Source organism: Streptomyces yangpuensis (genome assembly GCF_001005295.1).
Classification (GTDB): Bacteria; Actinomycetota; Actinomycetes; order Streptomycetales; family Streptomycetaceae; genus Streptomyces; species Streptomyces yangpuensis.
Map to the genome: position 1 here is coordinate 269,127 of NZ_LBMK01000009.1, position 15,481 is coordinate 284,607.

13 protein-coding genes are annotated in these 15,481 nt (G+C 73.7%); 6 read left to right on the forward strand and 7 right to left on the reverse strand.

Annotation, left to right across the window (positions count from 1 at the left end; translation table 11 throughout):
- Positions 1-5: 5 nt before the first annotated feature.
- Positions 6-1,256 (reverse strand): type VII secretion-associated serine protease mycosin, encoded by a 1,251-nt coding sequence (mycP, locus tag AAT21_RS31915; protein ID WP_079026092.1) that lies wholly within the window; start codon positions 1,254-1,256, stop codon positions 6-8.
- Complete coding sequence (locus AAT21_RS31920) at positions 1,253-2,077, reverse strand: hypothetical protein (protein ID WP_052758080.1); 825 nt, start codon at positions 2,075-2,077, stop codon at positions 1,253-1,255. The genes mycP and AAT21_RS31920 overlap by 4 nt, the downstream gene beginning before the upstream one ends.
- 237 nt (positions 2,078-2,314) lie before the next feature.
- Here AAT21_RS31920 and AAT21_RS31925 point away from each other — a divergent pair, with 237 nt between their 5' ends.
- Entirely contained in the window at positions 2,315-3,517 is a 1,203-nt protein-coding gene (locus AAT21_RS31925; protein ID WP_046780441.1) for an amino acid deaminase/aldolase, read from the forward strand.
- A gap of 16 nt (positions 3,518-3,533) precedes the next feature.
- Here the strand turns inward: AAT21_RS31925 and AAT21_RS31930 are convergent, their stop codons facing one another.
- From AAT21_RS31930 to AAT21_RS31945, 4 genes are all read right to left on the reverse strand, one after another.
- The gene (locus AAT21_RS31930) at positions 3,534-4,829 is read right to left on the reverse strand and encodes a haloacid dehalogenase-like hydrolase (protein ID WP_046780442.1); all 1,296 of its coding nucleotides are present in this window, start codon (positions 4,827-4,829) and stop codon (positions 3,534-3,536) included.
- A gap of 111 nt (positions 4,830-4,940) precedes the next feature.
- Positions 4,941-5,732 carry a 3-oxoacyl-ACP reductase gene (locus AAT21_RS31935; RefSeq protein ID WP_046780443.1) on the reverse strand — a complete coding sequence of 264 codons (792 nt, stop codon included), beginning with the start codon at positions 5,730-5,732 and terminating at the stop codon, positions 4,941-4,943.
- A gap of 5 nt (positions 5,733-5,737) precedes the next feature.
- Positions 5,738-7,117 carry an aldehyde dehydrogenase family protein gene (locus AAT21_RS31940; protein WP_046780444.1) on the reverse strand — a complete coding sequence of 460 codons (1,380 nt, stop codon included), beginning with the start codon at positions 7,115-7,117 and terminating at the stop codon, positions 5,738-5,740.
- A 37-nt stretch (positions 7,118-7,154) separates the two neighbouring features.
- Positions 7,155-8,525, reverse strand: a complete 1,371-nt coding sequence (locus tag AAT21_RS31945) for a glutamine synthetase family protein (RefSeq protein ID WP_046780445.1) — start codon at positions 8,523-8,525, stop codon at positions 7,155-7,157.
- Positions 8,526-8,602: 77 nt separating this feature from the next.
- On the opposite strand from AAT21_RS31945, the gene AAT21_RS31950 reads away from it, so the two are divergent.
- From AAT21_RS31950 to AAT21_RS31965, 4 genes are all read left to right on the forward strand, one after another.
- Positions 8,603-9,349 (forward strand): FadR/GntR family transcriptional regulator, encoded by a 747-nt coding sequence (locus AAT21_RS31950; protein ID WP_046780446.1) that lies wholly within the window; start codon positions 8,603-8,605, stop codon positions 9,347-9,349.
- Positions 9,350-9,484: 135 nt separating this feature from the next.
- Positions 9,485-10,966, forward strand: a complete 1,482-nt coding sequence (gene eat, locus AAT21_RS31955; RefSeq protein ID WP_046780447.1) for an ethanolamine permease — start codon at positions 9,485-9,487, stop codon at positions 10,964-10,966.
- A 45-nt stretch (positions 10,967-11,011) separates the two neighbouring features.
- Positions 11,012-11,719: a gamma-glutamyl-gamma-aminobutyrate hydrolase family protein gene (locus AAT21_RS31960; RefSeq protein ID WP_046780448.1), complete on the forward strand. Its 708-nt coding sequence runs from the start codon at positions 11,012-11,014 to the stop codon at positions 11,717-11,719.
- Positions 11,720-11,818: 99 nt separating this feature from the next.
- Positions 11,819-12,625, forward strand: coding sequence for a hypothetical protein (locus AAT21_RS31965; RefSeq protein ID WP_046780449.1), 807 nt, complete (start codon positions 11,819-11,821; stop codon positions 12,623-12,625).
- 98 nt (positions 12,626-12,723) lie between these two features.
- On the opposite strand, the gene AAT21_RS31970 is transcribed toward AAT21_RS31965, so the two are convergent.
- Positions 12,724-13,647 (reverse strand): LysR family transcriptional regulator, encoded by a 924-nt coding sequence (locus AAT21_RS31970; protein ID WP_046780450.1) that lies wholly within the window; start codon positions 13,645-13,647, stop codon positions 12,724-12,726.
- Positions 13,648-13,717: 70 nt separating this feature from the next.
- Here AAT21_RS31970 and AAT21_RS31975 point away from each other — a divergent pair, with 70 nt between their 5' ends.
- The gene (locus AAT21_RS31975; RefSeq protein WP_046780451.1) at positions 13,718-14,884 is read left to right on the forward strand and encodes a TDT family transporter; all 1,167 of its coding nucleotides are present in this window, start codon (positions 13,718-13,720) and stop codon (positions 14,882-14,884) included.
- Positions 14,885-15,481 lie beyond the last annotated feature (597 nt).

Consider the following 15,481-nt stretch of genomic DNA (forward strand, 5'->3'; position numbering starts at 1 on the left):
CGACCCTACTGTGCCGGGTGCGCGTCGCCGCCCCGGGTACCCCGTCGCGGCCGCCGGGCCAGTACGGCGGCCAGGACGAGCAGCGCCGCTCCGGCGACCGCGGCGGCGGGGGCGCCGAGCCGGGCGGACCGCTCGGGCGGGCGGACCCGCTCGGGACCCGGGCCGAAGTACGTGCTCCCGGCCGCGGCCGGGGCGGGTACCGCGGGCTCCGGCCGCATCGCCTCCGCGACCTGCAGGGCGGCGGCCGGATCCACCATGCCGTGGCCGCGGGCGTCGTCTCGGCCACCCGCCGGGGAGTCGGAGGCGGTGTCCTCCAGCAGCTTCTTGACCTGGGCCGGGGACAGGCCGGGGTGCGCGGCCTTGACGAGGGCCGCCGCCCCGGAGACGAAGGCGGCCGCCGCGCTGGTGCCCCAGCCCTCGTAGTAGGAGCGGTCGGGGTCGGCGATGACGACGTCGACGCCGGGGGCGCTCACGGTGGCGTACCAGTTGCGCGTGGAGAACTTGGCCTTCCGGCCGCGGCGGTCGACGGCGGTCACGGCGATGACCCCCGGATAGGCGGCCGGGTAGGAGACGCGGTCGCCGGACTCGCCGCCGTTGCCCGCCGAGGCGACGACGACCACGCCCTTGGAGAGGGCGTACTGGACGGCCTCGTCCTCGCCCGCCTCGTGGTGGGCGGAGTCGCTGTCGTCGCCGAGGGACAGGTTGATGACGTCGGCCCCGTGGTCCACGGCCCAGCGGATGCCTTCGGCCAGGGCGCCGCCTTTGCTCTCGCGGGCCTTGGCGCGGCCCGGGTCCCCCTCTTCGAGAATCACCCGTACCGGCAGGATCCGTGCCTGGGGGGCGATGCCGAGGACGCCCTGGCTCCGGCTGGGGCCGTGGCCGTGCCCGGCGATGATGCTCGCCATGGCCGTCCCGTGGCGGGCCCAGGCGCGGTCGCCGGGGCCGGCGCCCATGCCGATGAGGTCGGTGCCGGCGAGGACCTGCCCGGACAGGTCCGGGTGGGACTCGTCGACGCCGGTGTCGAGGACGGCGACGGTCACGCCGTCGCCGCGGGTGGTCCCCCAGGCCTCCTCGGCGCGCAGGGCCAGCAGTCCCCACTGGCGGTCGCGGATGGTGTCGGCGGCGGCCGGGGCGGCGGTGGCGGTCGCGAGCAGCGCGACGGCGGCGAGCACGGCCGCGCCGCGGGCGGGGGTTCGTGCGCGGGCGGAGGCGGGGGTTCGTACGCGGGCGGAGGCGGTGTCGGGGGCGGGGGTCATCGTGCGGCCTTCGAGGCGGGTGTGGCGCGCGCGGTGGCGTCCGTTGCGGGTGGTGCGGCGAGGGTCGCCAGGCCGTGCCCGAGGCGTTCGGCGAGGGCCTTGGCGTCGTGGCCGAGGCCGGCCTGGGCGGCCGCGCCCTTGGCGTCCTTCTTGACGAGGTCCTCGGCGGGGCGGGGGGCGTCCTGGGCGCGGCCGTCGGCGAAGGCGGAGACGGCGTAGACGACGACGGGAGCCTCGGTGCGTACGGAGGCCGCCCAGGCGGCCCGCCGGCTGTCGTCGAACCCGTAGCCGGGCGGGGCGGTGAGGCGTCCGTCGAGCGTCTTCATCGTGGGCCCGTCGGCGGGGGTGAAGACCATGCCGACGGCGATCAGGGAGCTGCGGGTGGCGTCGGTGTAGGTGGCGCGCAGGACGCGGGTGCAGCCGGTGGGGGCCAGCAGGGCCTGCCAGTCCGCCGCGAGGGCGGCCGGACAGTCGGCGTCGGGGGCTAGGGCGATGCGGGTCCAGGTGCGGTCGGCGCCGCCCGGGCCGGCCGAGGGGCCGGCGAGGACGGGCGGGAAGAGGCTGTCCACGGGGGCCGAGCGCCAGAGCGAGCCGGCCTTGCGGTGGGCGGCGTCGGCGGGCAGGGGGCGGTGCGCGGCGCGGTGTTCGGACCAGGTGGTGAGGGCGGCGCCGCCGAGGAGGCCGCCGCCGAGGAGGAGGCAGAGGGTGGCGGCCGCGACGCGGCCGGGGTGGCGGCGCGGTGGTGCGTGGGCGGGCTGGGGCGGCGGGGACCAGGGGTCGGGCTCGCCCGGGATCGTGGTCCGCGGTGTCGTCGTGGTCATCCGGCGGCTCCGCCCCCCCGTTCCGTACGGCTGCCTGTCCGTACTCTACGTGGTCCCCGAGAACGCCCTGCCGAGACGGCCGCCCCGCCGGTCCCGGCGGGACGGGCCGGGCCGGGGCGGGGCCACCGGCTGGATTTCAGCCCCGTCGGCGTTTGAGGCGCGGGGTCCGGGGCGGAGCCTCGGGGGAGACCGCCCGACCCCTACCCACCGGTACAGACCTCTGGCAAGCTGCCGACCATGAACTCCCCCGCCGCCGACCGCGCCCGGTACGACCGGGCGACCGCGCACCTGGACGCGCCGCTGGCCATCGTGGATCTCGAGGCCTTCGACGCCAACGCCGACGACCTCGTGCGCCGGGCCGGCGGCAAGCCGGTCAGGGTCGCCAGCAAGTCGGTCCGGTGCCGCGCCCTGCTGGAACGGGTGCTGGCCCGGCCCGGGTTCGCCGGGATCATGTCGTACACGCTCGCCGAGTCGCTGTGGCTGGCCCGGTCCGGGTTCGGGGACGTGCTCCTCGCGTACCCCTCCGCCGACCGGGCCGGTTTCGCGGAGCTGGCCGGCGACGCCAAGCTGGCCGGCGCCGTGACCGTACTGGTGGACGACCCCGCGCAGCTGGAGCTGATCGACGCGGCCCGGGACGGCGGCGCCGAGGAGATCCGGGTCTGCCTGGAGCTGGACACCGCCCTGCACCTTATGGGCGGCCGGATCCGGGTCGGGGCGCGCCGCTCTCCGCTGCGTGAGCCCGCGCAACTGGCCGCGCTGGCCCGTACGGTCGCCGCCCGGCCCGGCTTCCGGGTGGTGGGGCTGATGGCGTACGAGGGCCATGTCGCCGGGGTCGGGGACGCGCTGGCGGGGCGCCCGCTGCGGTCCCGGGCGATCCGGCTGATGCAGGGCGCGGCCCGCAGGGAGCTGGCGGCGCGGCGGGCCGAGGTGGTGGCGGCCGTACGGGCCGTCGTACCGGACCTGGAGTTCGTCAACGGCGGCGGTACCGGCAGCGTGCAGCAGACCGCGGCCGAGGACGCGGTGACGGAGATCGCCGCCGGGTCGGGGCTGTACGTGCCGCGGCTCTTCGACAACTACACCTCGTTCCGGGGGCGTCCGGCGGCGCTGTTCGCGCAGCCTGTGGTGCGCAGGCCCGGTGTCGGGGTGGTGACGGTGCTCGGCGGCGGTTATCCGGCCTCCGGTGCGGCGGGGCCGGACCGGCTGCCGGTGCCGTACCTGCCGCAGGGGCTGCGCTACGACCCGCAGGAGGGGGCCGGCGAGGTGCAGACCCCGCTGCTGGGGGGCCCGGCCGACGATCTGCTGATCGGCGACCGGGTCTGGTTCCGCCATGCCAAGGCGGGCGAGCTGTGCGAACGGTTCGACACCCTGCACCTCGTCGAGGGCGACCGGGTCACGGACAGCGTGCCGACGTACCGGGGTGAGGGCCGCACCTTCCTCTAGTACGCCGCACCTTGGTCTAGTACACGGTGTCCGTCTGGTCCGGGATGACGGTGGTGTCGCCGCGGCGGACCGGGCCGGCCGTGCCGTCGTGGTCGACGTAGCCGGTGGTGGAGCAGGGGTAGGGGCTGGTCCGCTGTTTCTTCGGCTCGATGAACATCGGGTTCACGATCCACTTGCCGTCGCTGTCGTCGTAGGCCCGGCACATCACTTCGTTCTTGTTCCGGTTCACGACGAGCCGCAGGGCGGTGGCGTCCCGCAGGAACGAGATGTCGGTGTCGGAGTCGCCTGCCGCGAACACCTGGCGGCGGGCGGCCGGCTGGATCCTCTCGGCGGCGGGGCCGCGCACCCCGAAGATCTCCTCGTTGATCCAGCAGCGTTTGCCGTCGATGTAGTTGATCATCGTGTCGGCGTCGTCCGCGACGGATCCGCAGCCCTGGAGGCGGCTGGTGTACGTCCCGCCGCGGGTCGTGGTGTTGCGGATGCCGATGACGTGGCCGGCGTCGATTCCGACGCCCTCGGCCCAGACCTCGACGACCGGTTGCGGGGAGGCGGAGCTGATCCAGACGTCGAAGCCGGCCTTGCGGAGGCTGTCGATCAGGTCCCGCTGCTGGTCGTAGTAGCGGACCCAGCCGGTGGCCCGGCCGGTGCCGACCTGCTGGGTGGCGCCGAGGGGCGCGGCGAGGTTCTCGGTGCGGGCGGCAGCGGCGAAGCCGCGGATCTCGCGGGCGGTCCAGCCGTGCATGAGCTGGGCCAGCCAGGCGTATCCGGGTTCCATGGTGCGGCGGTCCCAGCCGGTGAAGGCGGCGGCTCCGGTGCGGGTCGCCGCGGTGCCGTAGACGGCGTTGATCTCGTCCGCGCAGCCGGCTCCGGTGGGTGCTGCGGTGGGCAGCGGGGTGCCGGGACGGGCGAGGGCTCCGCACGCGTCGGTGAGGGCGCCGGCCGCGGCGGGGGTGAGGAAGCGGCTGGTGGCGCTCCAGTCGCCGTGGGCGGGCTGGCGGATCCTGGAGTTGCGGAGCAGCCAGAACATGGTGGCGTCGCCGACGTCGTTCTTGACGACGGTGTTGTCCCAGTCGAAGACGGCGACGGGTCGGGTGCGGGCGGGCCGGTACGGGGTGCAGCGGCCGTAGCGGTCGATGAGCTGCTGGAGGCGCGCCCGGTTGTCGCCGTACCAGCCGGTCTTCAGCTGCGGGGTGGTGCAGGGTGCTCCGGGGTGCGCGGCTTCCGCGGTGGGTGCGACGGCGACGAGGGCCGCGACGGTGATCGCGGCGGCGGCGAGCGCCTGGAGGCGGCGGGTGGTGGCGCGTGGGGACATGGGTGAGCGCTCCTTGGCGGTGAAGGCGTCACGGGTGGTGGAGCACGACAGCCGGGCGTCGTGCTGACGCCCGGCTGTCGGGTGGGGGGAGCTGGGGGGGGTGGCGCGTGTCTAGAGGGGGGTGACGTACGCGCCGGAGATACCGCCGTCGACGAGGAAGTCGGTGGCGTTGATGAAGGAGGAGTCGTCGCTGGCGAGGAAGGCGACGGCGGCGGCGATCTCGGTGGGCTCCGCGAACCGGCCCAGCGGGATGTGCACGAGCCGGCGGGCGGCGCGTTCGGGGTCCTTGGCGAACAGCTCCTGCAGGAGCGGGGTGTTGACGGGCCCGGGGCACAGGGCGTTGACGCGGATGCCCTCGCGGGCGAACTGGACGCCGAGCTCGCGGGACATGGCCAGGACGCCGCCCTTGGAGGCGGTGTAGGAGATCTGGGAGGTGGCCGCGCCCATGATGGCGACGAAGGAGGCGGTGTTGATGATGGAGCCGCGGCCCTGGCGCTGCATGTAGGGCAGGGCGGCCTTGCAGCAGAGGTAGACGGAGGTGAGGTTGACGTCCTGGACGCGGCGCCAGGCGTCGAGTTCGGTGGTGAGGATGGAGTCGTCGTCCGGGGGCGAGATGCCCGCGTTGTTGAAGGCGATGTCGACGGAGCCGTAGGTGTCGAAGGCCGTCTTGAAGAGGGCTTCGACGTCCTCCTTGTCGGTGACGTCGACCTTGACGAAGAGGCCTGCGACCTCCTCGGCGGCGGCCTTGCCGGCCGTCTCGTCGATGTCGGCGCAGACGACGTTGGCGCCTTCGGAGGCGAGGCGGCGGGCGGTGGCGAGGCCGATGCCGCTGCCGGCTCCGGTGATGACGGCGGTGCGGCCGACGAGGCGGCGGCAGATGATCTCGGTGGGCTCTACGGACATGTGGTTCAGGCCTCCGTACTGATGAAGACGTTCTTGGTCTCGGTGAAAGCGGTGAGGGCGTCGGGTCCGAGCTCGCGGCCGAGTCCGGACTGCTTGTAGCCGCCGAACGGGGTCCAGTAGCGGACGCTGCTGTGGGAGTTGACGGACAGGTTGCCGGCGGCGACGGCGCGCGAGACGCGCAGGGCGCGGCCGATGTCGCGGGTCCACAGGGAGCCGGAGAGGCCGTATTCGGTGGCGTTGGCCAGGCGTACGGCGTCCTCCTCGTCGTCGAAGGGCAGGACGACGGCGACGGGGCCGAAGACCTCCTCGGCGGCGACGGGCGCGGTGGGGGCGACGTCCGTGACGAGGGTCGGCGGGTACCAGAAGCCGGGGCCTTCGGGGGCGGTGCCGCGGACGGTGGTGAGGGCGTCGGTGACGAAGGACCGTACGCGGTCCAGCTGGGCCCGGGAGATCAGCGGGCCTACCTGCGTCTTCTCGTCGAGCGGGTCGCCGACGGCGACGGCCGCGATGCCGGGGGCGAGGAGGTCGAGGAAGCGGTCGTAGGCGGAGCGTTGTACGAGGATGCGGGTGCGGGCGCAGCAGTCCTGGCCGGTGTTGTCGAGGAAGGCCATGGGGGCGGCTGCCGCGGCGGCCTCCAGGTCGGCGTCGGCGAAGACGATGTTGGGGCTCTTGCCGCCGAGTTCGAGAGTGACGCGCTTCACCCGGTCGGCGCACTTGGCCATGATCTGCTTGCCGACGCGTGTGGAGCCGGTGAAGACGATCTTCGCGACGCCGGGGTGTTCGACGAGCGCGTCGCCGGCGGTGTCCCCGCGGCCGGGGAGCACCTGGAAGAGGTGCTCGGGGATCCCGGCTTCGAGGGCGAGTTCGGCGAGGCGCAGCGCGGTGAGCGGGGTGGTCTCGGCGGGCTTGAGGATGACGGCGTTGCCGGCGGCGAGCGCCGGGGCGAGGCCCCAGGCGGCGATCGGCATGGGGAAGTTCCAGGGGGCGATCACACCGATGACGCCGAGGGGTTCGAGGAAGGTGACGTCGATGCCGCCGGCGACGGGGATCTGGCGGCCGGAGAGCCGTTCCACTCCCCCGGCGGCGAAGTCGAGCAGGTCGCGTACGTTGCCGGCTTCCCAGCGGGCGTTGCCGATGGTGTGGCCGGCTTCGCGGACCTCCAGCAGGGCCAGTTCCTCGATGTGCCCGTCGACGACCGCGGCGAAGCGGCGCAGCAGGCGGGCCCGGTCGGCGGGGGCGGCCGCCGCCCAGGCGCGCTGGGCCGCGGCGGCCCGGGCGACGGCGGCGTCGACGTCGTCCCGTGTGGCGGCCGGGACGACGGCGACGAGTTCCTCGGTGGCCGGATTCAGCACACTCAGCTGGGAAAGGGCCTTCGCATCGGACACGTGGTGCCTCACAGTTTCGGTTCGGTGGTGTGCGGGGCTACAGGCGTTCGAAGGAGCGGCGCAGCTCCCAGTCGGTGACCGCGGAGTCGTAGGCGTCGAGTTCCACGCGGGCCATGTTCCGGTAGTGGGCGACGACCTCGGGGCCGAAGGCGGCCTTGGCGATCTCGCTGTTCTCCCAGAGTTCGGCGGCCTCGCGCAGGGTGGCGGGGACGTGGGCGTAGTCGCCGGTGTAGGCGTTGCCGGTGCAGATCGGCGGCAGTTCCAGGCGGTTCTCGATGCCGTAGAGGCCGGCCGCGACCAGGCCGGCGACGGCGAGGTAGGGGTTGACGTCGCCGCCGGGGAGGCGGTTCTCGAAGCGCATGGAGCGGCCGTGGCCGACGACGCGCAGGGCGCAGGTGCGGTTGTCGAGGCCCCAGGCGACGGCGGTCGGTGCGAAGGATCCCGGCCGGAAACGCTTGTACGAGTTGACGTTCGGGGCGTAGAGAAGGGAGAAGTCGCGCAGCGCGGCGAGCTGGCCGGCCAGGAAGTGCCGCATCACGGGGGACATGCCGTGTTCCCCGTGGCCCTCCCCGGCCATCACGTTGCGTCCGTCGGTGTCGGTGAGTGAGAGGTGGATGTGACAGGAGTTGCCCTCGCGCTCGTCGTACTTGGCCATGAAGGTGAGCGAGACACCCTCCTGGGCGGCGATCTCCTTGGCGCCGGTCTTGTAGACGGAGTGCTGGTCGCAGGTGGTGAGCGCCTCGTCGTAGCGGAAGGCGATCTCGTGCTGGCCGAGGTTGCACTCTCCCTTGGCCGACTCGACGGTCAGCCCGGCGGTCTGCATCTCGTTGCGGATCCGGCGCAGCAGGGGTTCGATGCGGCCGGTCCCGAGGATCGAGTAGTCGATGTTGTACTGGTTGGCGGGGGTCAGGCCGCGGTAGCCCGCGTTCCAGGCCTGTTCGTAGGTGTCCTGGAAGACCATGAACTCCAGCTCGGTGCCGACCATCGCGGTGTATCCGTGCTCGGCGAGGCGTTCCAGCTGGCGGCGCAGGATCTGCCGGGGGGCGGCCACGACGGGGGTGCCGTCGTTCCAGGCCAGGTCGGCCAGGATGAAGGCGCTGCCGGGGTTCCAGGGGATGCGGCGCAGGGTGGCGGTGTCGGGGTGCATGGCGAAGTCGCCGTAGCCCCGGTCCCAGGAGGACATCTCGTACCCGTCGACGGTGTTCATGTCGGTGTCGACGGCGAGGAGGTAGTTGCAGCCCTCGGTGCCGTGCGCGAGGACCTCGTCCAGGAAGAACTGTGCGGCGAACCGCTTGCCCTGGAGCCGCCCCTGCATGTCGGGGAAGGCCAGGACGACTGTGTCGATCTCACCGCTGGCGACGAGGGCACGGAGCTCCTCGGGCGCGAGCGGCGGCTTGCGGTCTACCACGGGAATCTCTCCTTCGGTGAGCCGAGGAGGCCTAAGGTATTGAATAGAACCATTGCTTGGGAAGGGGAGGAGCCGAGATGACCGATACGGCGAGCGAAGGCGACGCCGCCCGGCGCCTGAACCCGGTGCTGCGCCAGGTGCGGGCGGGCAACGGGTTCGAGGAGGCGCTGGAGCAGATCCTCCAGGTGGTCCGCCTGGGCCTGGTGCCCGGCGGCGAGCGACTGCCGCCCGAGCGCGAGCTGGCGGAGCGGATGGGGATCAGCCGGGTCACCCTGCGCGAGGTCCTGAAGGTGCTGCAGGACCAGGGCCTGGTGGAGGCGCGGCGCGGCCGGTACGGCGGGACCTTCGTACGCCCCCGCCCCGACACCCCGGCCGGCGGCACCGAGGAGGAGCTGCGCAGGCGGGTGGCGGGCGTGGACATCGAGGACGTCCTGCGCTTCCGCGAGGTGCTGGAGGTGGGGGCGGCCGGGCTGTGCGCCTCGCAGGGGCTGACCGAGGAGGACACCGAACGGCTGCTGGCCGCGCTGGGGGCCACCCACGACGCCCCGCTCGCCGACTACCGCCGCCAGGACACGCTCTTCCACCTCACCCTGTGCGAGCTCGCCGGGTCCGCCACCCTGACCGCCCAGTACGCGGCTGTCCGGGCCACCGTCAACGACCTGCTCGACTGCATACCGCTGCTGGTCCGCAACCTGGAGCACTCGCAGCAGCAGCACACCGCACTGGTGGAGTCGGTGCTGGAACGGGACGCGGCCGGGGCCCGCGAGACCATGCGCGAGCACTGCTGCGGCACGGCCGCGCTGCTGCGCGGATTCCTCGCCTGAGGCGGACGGGGACGGCGGGTCGGGGGGTGTCCGAGAGGTTTTCGTAACTTCTGTTTTACGCAGAGGTCTTGCGCGCTCCGCTCCACTAGGACAAAGGTACGCCCCACAACCATTGCCCTGAGGCAGGAGCGCACGATGGCCGACGACATCGAGGCACGGCTGACAGCCGTGCCCGCACCCACCACGTCACCCGCCGGCGGCGGCGACGGCCCGGACAACTACCTGGAGCGCCGCACCCTGCGCCGCGGCAGCGCCGGCTGGCTGCTGCTGACCGGACTCGGCGTCGCCTACGTCGTCTCCGGTGACTTCTCCGGCTGGAACGTCGGCCTCGACAAGGGCGGCTTCGGCGGTCTCGCCATCGCCACCGTCCTCATGGGCGCCATGTACGCCTGCCTGGTCTTCTCCCTCGCGGAGCTGTCCACCATCCTGCCGACGGCGGGCGGCGGCTACGGCTTCGCCCGCCGCGCGCTGGGCCCCTGGGGCGGCTTCCTCACCGGCACCGCCATCCTCATCGAGTACATCCTGGCCCCGGCGGCGATCGTCATCTTCATCGGCGACTACGTGGAGTCCCTCGGCCTCTTCGGCCTGACCTCCAGCTGGCCCGTCTACCTCGGCTGCTTCGTGATCTTCATCGGGGTGCACCTGTGGGGCGTCGGCGAGGCCCTGCGCTTCAGCCTCGTCGTCACCGCGGTGGCCGTCGCCGCACTGCTGATCTTCGCGGTCGGCGCCTTCACCGAATTCAGCGCCGACGGCCTGAACGACATCCCGGTCGACCCGGACGCCTTCGGCTCGAACTCCTGGCTGCCGCTGGGCCTGCTCGGCATCTGGGCCGCCTTCCCCTTCGGCATGTGGTTCTTCCTCGGTGTGGAAGGCGTACCGCTGGCGGCCGAAGAGGCCAAGGACCCGGTCCGCTCCATGCCGAAGGCGCTGGCCATCTCCATGGGCGTCCTCGCCCTGCTGGCCCTGATCACCTTCTTCGCGGCGACCGGCGCGCAGGGCGCCGACGCCGTCAAGTCGGCCGGCAACCCGCTGGTCGTGGCGCTGGAGGGGGACGGCGGCCCGACCGCCCTCAGCCGGTTCGTGAACTACGCGGGCCTGGCCGGCCTCGTCGCCTCCTTCTTCTCCCTCATCTACGCGGGCTCCCGCCAGCTCTTCGCCCTCTCCCGCGCCGGCTACCTGCCCCGCTTCCTCTCGCTCACCTCGAAGCGCAAGGCCCCGTACCTGGGGCTGATCATCCCCGGCGCGATCGGCTTCGCCCTGGCCGCGGCCACCGGCAACGGCGCCCGCATGCTCAACATCGCGGTCTTCGGCGCCACCATCTCCTACGCCCTGATGGCGCTCTCCCACATCGTGCTGCGCCGCCGGGAGCCACAGCTGGAGCGCCCGTACCGCACCCCGGGCGGCATCCTGACCTCCTCGGTGGCCTTCGTCCTCGCCCTCTCGGCCCTGGTCGCCACCTTCCTGGTGGACAAGGACGCGGCGTTCATCGCGCTGGCCGTGTACGCCGTCGCGCTGGCGTACTTCGCCTTCTACAGCCGGCACCACCTCGTGGCCTCGGCCCCCGAGGAGGAGTTCGCGGCCCTCGCGGAAGCCGAGGCGGAACTGGCCCGCGACTGAAACCCTGTCACCGTCCGTCCCCGCCCCTTTCCGGAGGTATCGAACGTGCCCAGGCCGCTCATCGGCATCACCACCTACGTCGAGGAATCCACCCGCTACGGCGTGTGGGACGTCCCGACGTCCCTCGTACCGACCGGGTACCACGAACTCGTCCAGGCGGCGGGCGGCGCGGCCGTACTGCTGCCCCCGGACGCGCCCGGTGCGGCGGCGGAGGTGCTGAGCAGGGTGGACGGCCTGGTCGTCGCGGGCGGCCCGGACGTGGACCCGGTCCACTACGGCGCCGCACGCGACCCCCGTACGGGCGCCCCCGCGACGGTCCGCGACCAGTGGGAACTGGCCCTGATCGACGCCGCGCTGGAGGCGGACGTGCCCGTGCTCGGCATCTGCCGCGGCATGCAGGCGCTGAACGTGGCCCTGGGCGGCACGCTGGTCCAGCACATCGACGGCCACGTCGACACCCCGGGCGTCATGTCCTGGCACCCGGTCCGCCCGGTCCCCGGTACCCGGTACGCGGACCTGGTCCCGGAGGAGGCGCAGGTCCCGACCTACCACCACCAGGCGGTCGAACGCCTGGGCCGCGGCCTGGTCGTCTCGGCGCACGCGCTCGACGGCACGGTGGAGGCGATCGAACTGCCCGACCCGGCGCGCTGGGTGCTGGGCGTCCAGTGGCACCCGGAGCGGGACAAGGACACCCGGGTGATGGCGTCCCTGATCGAGGCGGCCACGGCACGCAGCGCGGTACCGGTGGCCTGACCGCCGCCTCCTCCCCCGCCCCCGGTCCCGCGGAAGGGCCGGGGGCGGACCCGTACCGTCCGATTGGCCCCGGACCCCGCACGCGCGCACGCTGGACGGGTGAGCACCGACGCGCACAGCACGACGAAGGGGCCGGTGGCCGGGTTCCTGGACAACCCGGTCGTGGGCATGGCGCCGTGGATCATCTTCTCGCTGCTGGTCGGCCCGGGACGGTTCGAACTGGCCGTGGGACTGGCCCTGGCCGCGTCGGTCGCCCTGACCGTGCTGAGCCACGTGGTCAACCGCGGCAGTTCCTGGAAGCTTCTGGAGCTGGCCGACATCGTCTTCTTCGCCGCGATGGCCGTGATCGGGGCCCTGGCGAGCGAGGGCACCCTGAACTGGCTGGAGACGTACGCGGGCGAAGTCGCCAACATCGCGCTGGCGGTGATCGCCTTCGGCTCGATGGCCGTGCGGATGCCGTTCACCCTCCAGTACGCCCGCGAGCAGGTCGATCCGTCGCTCTGGCACACCCGCGGCTTCCTGCGCACCAACTACATGATCACGGGGGCGTGGGGCATCGCCTTCCTGATCGCGGCCGCCGCAGGAGCGTACGGGGACCTGGTCCTGCACGACCCGAGCAACATCTGGACCGGCTGGATCATCCAGATCCTGGCGATCGTCGCCGCGGTGAAGTTCACCGTCTGGTACCCGGACGTCGCCCGCGCCCGGGCGGTCCGCGAAGCCGCCGGCCTGCCTCCCGAGCCCACGCCGTGGGCGGGGTTCCTGGTACCGCTGGCGGGCACGCTCGTACCGGTCGGCATCGCCGTCCTGATCTTCGACAACATGTGGTGGCTGGGCGTGGCCCTGATCGTCGCGGGCTCCCTGCTGACGAAGACCCTCCGGTCCCGCTCCCAGGCCCCGGGCTGACTCCTGCCGGTCCCGCCTCCTACGCTGCGTGATCGATGCACCCATGTCCGCCCGGGAGACCGATCCCGTGACCACCGGCGTCGTCGCACGCTTTCCTGCTAGGGGGTCCCGCGGGTCAGGGAGAGCAGGTCCCGGGCCGGGCCCGCCGGGCGGGCTCCCGCCGGCCAGACCGCCCGCAGGGCCCGGCCCAGCTCGGCGCCCGTCACCGGCACCTCCACCAGACGGCGCGCCGCCAGCTCGTCCACCACCGCCAGCTCCGACAGCACGCACGGCCCCGCGCCGCCCAGCGCGGCCGCCTTCACCGCCGTCGTCGAAGCCAGCTCCAGCAGCGGCGCGGCCAGCCCGCCGTGCCCGGCGAGCGCCGCGTCCAGCACCTGGCGCGTGCCCGATCCCCGCTCCCGCAGGATCAGCGGGGTCGCGGCCAGCTCCGCCGCCTCCACCCCCCGCGAACGCCGCGCCCACGGATGGACCGGCGCCACCGCCACGACCAGCCGGTCCTGCGCGATCACCGCCGAGTCCAGCCCCTCGGGCACCGACAGCCCCTCCACGAAGCCCAGGTCAGCCTCGTGCGTGAGCACCCGCTGCACGACCACCGCCGAATTGCCCGCGTGCAGCGACACCGCCGTGTCCGGCCGCTGCCCGCGCAGCGCGATCAGCCACCCCGGCATCAGGTACTCGGCGATGGTCATACTGGCCGCCACCCGCAGCCGCGAGTCCCGCCGCCCCCGCAGCGCCTGCGCCCCCGCGTCGAAGGCCTCCGCCGCCTCCACCACCCGCCGGGCCCAGTCGGTGACCAGCGCACCCTCGGCTGTCAGCGTCGACCCCCGCGGGGACCGGTCCACCAGCGCCACACCGAGCCGGGTCTCCATCGCCCGGATCCGGCTGCTCGCCGCGGGCTGGGTGATGCCCAGCCGCCGGGCAGCCCCGCTCAGACTCCCGACACGGGCCACCGCCAGCAGCAGCTCCAGCGCGCCCAGGTCCGGTACGCGGTGCGCCAGCGGAACCAAGTTCTCCTCACCCATAACATCAGTTTATGGCCTTATAGACAGATGATCCCTGCCGTTCGGCCCGCCCCCGCATGACGCTGGACCCATGGCCACCACCCTCGTGCGACCCCGCACCCTCACCGAGCCCGCGCCCACCGCCCACAAGGCACCGGCGCTGCGACACCTCGGCCCCAACTGGTACGCCTCCGTCATGGGCACCGCGATCGTCGCCACCGCCGGCGCGGCCCTCCCGTACCAGCTCCCCGGCCAGCGCGTGGCCTGCCAGCTCGTCTGGGCGCTGTCCGCCGTCGCCCTCGCCGTCCTGCTCACCGCCCGCGCCGGGCACTGGCTCCACCACCGCGACCAGGTCCGCGCCCACCTGCTCGACCCCGCCGTCGCCCCCTTCTACGGCTGCCTCTCCATGGCGTTGCTGGCCGTCGGCGGCGGCACGCTCATCGTCGGCAAGGACCTCATCGGCACCGGCGCCGCCGTGGCCGTGGACGCCGTGCTCTTCACCGCGGGCACCGTGATCGGCCTGGTCGCGGCCGTGGCCGTGCCGTACCTGATGGTGGTGCGCCACAAGGTCGAACCGAAGCAGGCCAGCCCTGTGTGGCTGCTGCCCCTCGTCGCCCCCATGGTCTCCGCCGCCCTCGGGCCGCTGCTGATACCCCACCTGGCCCCCGGCCAGCCCCGCGAGGCCATGCTGCTCGCCTGCTACGCCATGTTCGGGATCAGCCTGCTCGCCACCCTGCTGATGCTCCCCCTGATCCTCGGCCGGCTGATCGTGGCCGGCCCGCTGCCCCTGGCTCTGACCCCGACCCTGTTCCTCGTACTCGGCCCGCTCGGGCAGTCCACCACCGCCGTGAACCAGCTCGCCGACATGGCTCCCCAGGCGATCGGCGCCCCCTACGCCGACGCGCTCGGCGCCTTCGCGGTCGTCTACGGGGTGCCCGTGATGGGCTTCGCCCTGCTGTGGCTGGCGCTCGCCGTGTGCCTGCTGGTCCGGGCGGCCCGGCAGGGCATGGGCTTCGCGATGACCTGGTGGGCGCTGACCTTCCCCGTCGGCACCTGCGTCACCGGCGCCGCCGGCCTGGCCCGCCACACCGGCCTCACCGCCCTCGCCTGGCTCGCCGCGGCCCTCTTCCTCGCCCTCCTGACCGCCTGGCTCCTGGCCGCCACCCACACCCTCCACGGCCTCCTGACGGGCCGCCTCCTCCCTACGGGGTCGCTCGGCGGGGCTCCGCGCGGCTGGACCGGGGTACAGGCGCGCTGAAGCGGTGACCCCTGCGGGGCTGCTCGGCGGTCCGCTCCGCCCGGAGCACGCGGCAGGGCCGGGGAACGGGCCCGGTGCGGGACCCCTGCGGGGCTGCTCGACGGTCCGCTCCGGCCGGAGCCGTGCCGCGGGGCCGGAGTGCGGGCGTGGTGCGGGTCGGTCGGGTGGCCGGGCAGGGGTCTCTCCTCGGCTCGGCGCGTGCGGCCCAGGCCCGGCCAGACGGCCCCGGTCGCGCCTCGTCCTGCGGGGACACCCCTCCCCGTCCCCCCTCCAACAGTACGAGCCGGCTCCGGGAGCCGTGGTCCTGTCCGGCCGGAGCCGTGCCGCGGGACGGGGTACCGGCACGGTGCGGGTCGGTCGGGTGGCCGGGCCCCTGCGGGGTTGCTCGGCGGTCCGGTCCGAGTGGAGCGTGCGGCTGGGCCGGGGTACGGGCGCGGTTCGGGTCGGTCGGGTGGCCGGGCAGGGGTATCTCCTCGGCTCGGCGCGTACGGCCCTGGCCCGGCCAGACGGCTTTGGTCGCGCCTCGTCCTGCGGGGACACCCCTGCCCGTCCCCCCTCCAGCAGCGCGGGCCGGTGGGGCGGGGACACGGCGGAGTG

Coding starts and splice junctions, on each gene's coding strand:
- mycP (WP_079026092.1), bottom strand. CDS start 1,256: ATGACCCCCGCCCCCGACACCGCCTCCGCCCGCGTACGAACCCCCGCC.
- AAT21_RS31920 (WP_052758080.1), bottom strand. CDS start 2,077: ATGACCACGACGACACCGCGGACCACGATCCCGGGCGAGCCCGACCCC.
- AAT21_RS31925 (WP_046780441.1), top strand. CDS start 2,315: ATGAACTCCCCCGCCGCCGACCGCGCCCGGTACGACCGGGCGACCGCG.
- AAT21_RS31930 (WP_046780442.1), bottom strand. CDS start 4,829: ATGTCCCCACGCGCCACCACCCGCCGCCTCCAGGCGCTCGCCGCCGCC.
- AAT21_RS31935 (WP_046780443.1), bottom strand. CDS start 5,732: ATGTCCGTAGAGCCCACCGAGATCATCTGCCGCCGCCTCGTCGGCCGC.
- AAT21_RS31950 (WP_046780446.1), top strand. CDS start 8,603: ATGACCGATACGGCGAGCGAAGGCGACGCCGCCCGGCGCCTGAACCCG.
- eat (WP_046780447.1), top strand. CDS start 9,485: ATGGCCGACGACATCGAGGCACGGCTGACAGCCGTGCCCGCACCCACC.
- AAT21_RS31970 (WP_046780450.1), bottom strand. CDS start 13,647: ATGGGTGAGGAGAACTTGGTTCCGCTGGCGCACCGCGTACCGGACCTG.
- AAT21_RS31975 (WP_046780451.1), top strand. CDS start 13,718: ATGGCCACCACCCTCGTGCGACCCCGCACCCTCACCGAGCCCGCGCCC.